Below are 3,110 nucleotides of genomic sequence, written 5' to 3'. Positions count from 1 at the left end.
GCTGAAATGGCAGTGACACAGCTTACTGAATATTTGGAAAAAGGCAATATTACAAATTCTGTTAATTTTCCGGATTGCGCAATGGACAGGTATCCGGGTACGGACAGGATTGTTGTTTTGAACAAAAATATTCCAAATATGATTGGAAAAATGACAACAGCTTTGGCAAGCTACAATGTTAACATAATAGGTATGGTTAATAAAAGCAAGGGAGATTATGCGTGCAATATTATCGATGTTGTTGGAGAATTCAACGAAGATAAATTGAAAGAATTAGAGGAACAATACGGTATTTTGAGAGTTATGCTAATTAAGCAAAAGGCGGAGAAATAATGAAAAAAGTCAACATATACTCGGATGGCGCATGCAGTAAAAATCCTGGACCTGGAGGATATGGAGTAGTATTAGAATTTAACGGTAAAGAATTACAACTTAGCGGCGGTGAAGAGAACACGACTAATAACAGAATGGAGCTTATGGGTGTGATTGTGGGGCTTGAAGCATTAAAAGAACCTTGTGACGTTACAGTAACAACAGATTCAAAATATGTTACGGATGCATTTAACAAAGGTTGGCTGGATTCCTGGCAGAAAAAGAGCTGGAAAAAATCCGACGGAAAGCCTGTATTAAATCAGGAACTGTGGCAAAGATTACTAAATGCAATTAGCAATCATAATGTGAAATTTGTACATGTATTGGGACATAATGGTCATGAATATAATGAACGATGCGACAAACTTGCTGTTAGTGAAAGAGATAAATTCAAATAAATTAATTGTACTAAATAATTCATAATGAATGCAGTTTAAAAATTAAATTAAGTAAACATTCATTGCCTCATGAATATTATAAATTAACAAATTATATTATGAGGTGATTATAATGATTTTTAGACAAAATCAAATTCAATGCCCGAATGAATCTTCAATGACTTATGTTGTAAGGCCTGGAGATACATTGAATTCTATTGCAGCAAGATTCGGCACAAATTTAGTAGGATTACTTGAATTAAACCCTACACTAAGGCTTAGAACATTAACTGAAGGGATGACAATATGTGTTCCGAGAGTACCTCAGAGACCGTCATGTATTAATGGTGCATACTATATAGTAAAAGAAAAAGACAGCTTCTACAATATAGCGCAAAGGTATAACTTACCACTTAACATTTTGCTTGAAGCTAATCCTGAAGCTAACCCGTACGATTTAAAAGTTGGCCAGGAAATTTGTATTCCGAATGTTCCGGCCGGATGTCCTTTTGGAACTGTTGTTGTAATACAGCAAGGCACAAGGTTAAGTGATATTCTTATAAGCTACAATTTAAGTTTAAATGAATTAAAGGAAGCAAATGCTGAGTTTAACCCTAACATTATTGTTCCGGGAACTGAATTGTGCATACCTCCCGGTACGTATCAAGAATGTGGACCAAACTCAAGAGAATATATTATAAAAGTAGGAGATAGCCTTTCTACTGTGGCATTAAACAACAATACTACACCATCAGCTTTACTTATAGCAAATCCTAGTTTAAGGCCTGCTAACTTTTTAATTTCAGGAACAAAAGTGTGCATACCTAACGCATAAAATAAGATATAAAAATAGGAGATAGGATGAAAAGTAATAAAAAAGTAGGAATTGCTTTAGAGGGAGGGGGAGCAAAAGGTGCCTATCAGATAGGTGCATTAAAAGCTTTAAAAGAACTAAATATCGAGTACAACTGTGTCGCAGGTACTTCCATAGGTGCTCTTAATGCTGTACCATATGTTTTGGGTGATTATGAAAAAAGTTCAAATATATGGAAAAATATAGATTTTTCATATTCGAAAAATGAAAAAAGCTATAAAAAAAATTCTACAGAAATTTTCGAAAAAATAATTAAAAATATAGATGTATTTGAAAAACAATATATGAAAAGCAAAGGAATAGATCCAGAGCCAGTTATAAAGTTTTACAAAGAAGTCATTGATGAAGATGCAATAAGAAAATCTAATGTTGAATTTGGGCTTGCAACATACTGCCTAACGGACAGAAAACCTTTAAAACTTTATAAAGAAGATATACCGAAGGGATTGCTTCATGAGTATGTTTTTGCAAGTTGCAATCTCCCGGTTTTTACACCAAGACGAATAAACGGCAAGTATTATTTGGATGGCAGCATGTTTATGAAGCTTCCAGTAGAAATGGTCGCTGAAAAAGGTTGCAATGTTATAATATCTGTACGTTTAAGACCTGAAATATACAATTTCAACAGTTCTGAAAATATTGAAATTATTGACATAGCACCCAATGAATACTTAAGCAGTACATTAGAAGCAAGCCCGGAGCAAATTATTTGGATGATTAACAAAGGATATGAAGATGCTAAAAGAATATTAAATATAAAAAAACACCTGTTAATTTAAATATCAGGTGTTTTTTTTAACGGTTACTTACAGTACAAGTGATGGGGGGGCATACACTAGCTGTAAGTTGAAGTTAAGCATATGGATCTTTAAATTTGTCTATTAGTAAATTTGCAATTTTATTTAACATATTACATTTTTTAATCTTTTTCGTTATATTATTACCCCAAAATATAAAAATAAAACATTTTTATAAACTAATGAATTTAAGCACTTCTTTTTATGTGTTTCATAAACTATATGGAGGTGATTGCTATGAAATGTGATGATAAAGTTGTTGCAACAGGCGTTAGTCAGGGAAGGTTAATGTTATTTATAATTGAATTATGTGGCGATGATTATTTTTGTAAAAAAGCAGTTAATTTTGGGGGCATAGGAAAGTTTGCAATTCATAGCATAATAAATTTTGAAGATACAGTTTATTTGGCGGATTCATACAACAATAAAATCTATAAATATAATTACATTATGAATGAAATTCAGGAAACGACAGTTGGAAGGGATCCGAGGCATATGTTCATAAACAATGACATAATGTATGTTGCTAATTTTGAATCGGATAATATTTCTGTAATAGATTTGTCGAACTTCACACTTACAGAATCCATACCTGCAGGTATTAAAACACACGATATTGTATTAAGCGAAGACAAAAAAAAGCTTTATACTACTAGTTATGAAGAAAACGAAGTAATAGAATATAACCTT

Annotated in this window: 4 protein-coding genes and 1 pseudogene; all 5 read left to right on the top strand. The window is 32.3% G+C overall.

All coding sequences use genetic code 11. From position 1 onward, the window contains the following. Positions 1–333 (top strand): annotated as a pseudogene (locus tag SA378_RS02130) (3-phosphoglycerate dehydrogenase); the annotation flags it as partial. Continuing rightward, the gene (gene rnhA / locus SA378_RS02125) at positions 333–770 is read left to right on the top strand and encodes a ribonuclease HI (protein ID WP_318524342.1); all 438 of its coding nucleotides are present in this window, start codon (positions 333–335) and stop codon (positions 768–770) included. The pseudogene SA378_RS02130 and the gene rnhA, both read left to right, overlap by 1 nt. Positions 771–882: 112 nt before the next feature. Next, positions 883–1,584 carry a LysM domain-containing protein gene (locus SA378_RS02120; RefSeq protein ID WP_318524341.1) on the top strand — a complete coding sequence of 234 codons (702 nt, stop codon included), beginning with the start codon at positions 883–885 and terminating at the stop codon, positions 1,582–1,584. A 26-nt stretch (positions 1,585–1,610) separates the two neighbouring features. Next, positions 1,611–2,402, top strand: a complete 792-nt coding sequence (locus SA378_RS02115) for a patatin-like phospholipase family protein (RefSeq protein ID WP_318524340.1) — start codon at positions 1,611–1,613, stop codon at positions 2,400–2,402. 255 nt (positions 2,403–2,657) lie between these two features. Further along, the coding region (locus SA378_RS02110) for a YncE family protein (protein ID WP_412178662.1) at positions 2,658–3,110 on the top strand (453 nt) is incomplete at its 3' end.

The organism is Sedimentibacter sp. (assembly GCF_033447055.1).
GTDB lineage: Bacteria > Bacillota > Clostridia > Tissierellales > Sedimentibacteraceae > Sedimentibacter.
This window is presented reverse-complemented; position numbering and strand designations above follow the sequence as displayed.

Excerpts from the sequence above, each read along its gene's own strand:
- rnhA (WP_318524342.1), top strand. The coding sequence starts at position 333 with ATGAAAAAAGTCAACATATACTCGGATGGCGCATGCAGTAAAAATCCT.
- SA378_RS02120 (WP_318524341.1), top strand. The coding sequence starts at position 883 with ATGATTTTTAGACAAAATCAAATTCAATGCCCGAATGAATCTTCAATG.
- SA378_RS02115 (WP_318524340.1), top strand. The coding sequence starts at position 1,611 with ATGAAAAGTAATAAAAAAGTAGGAATTGCTTTAGAGGGAGGGGGAGCA.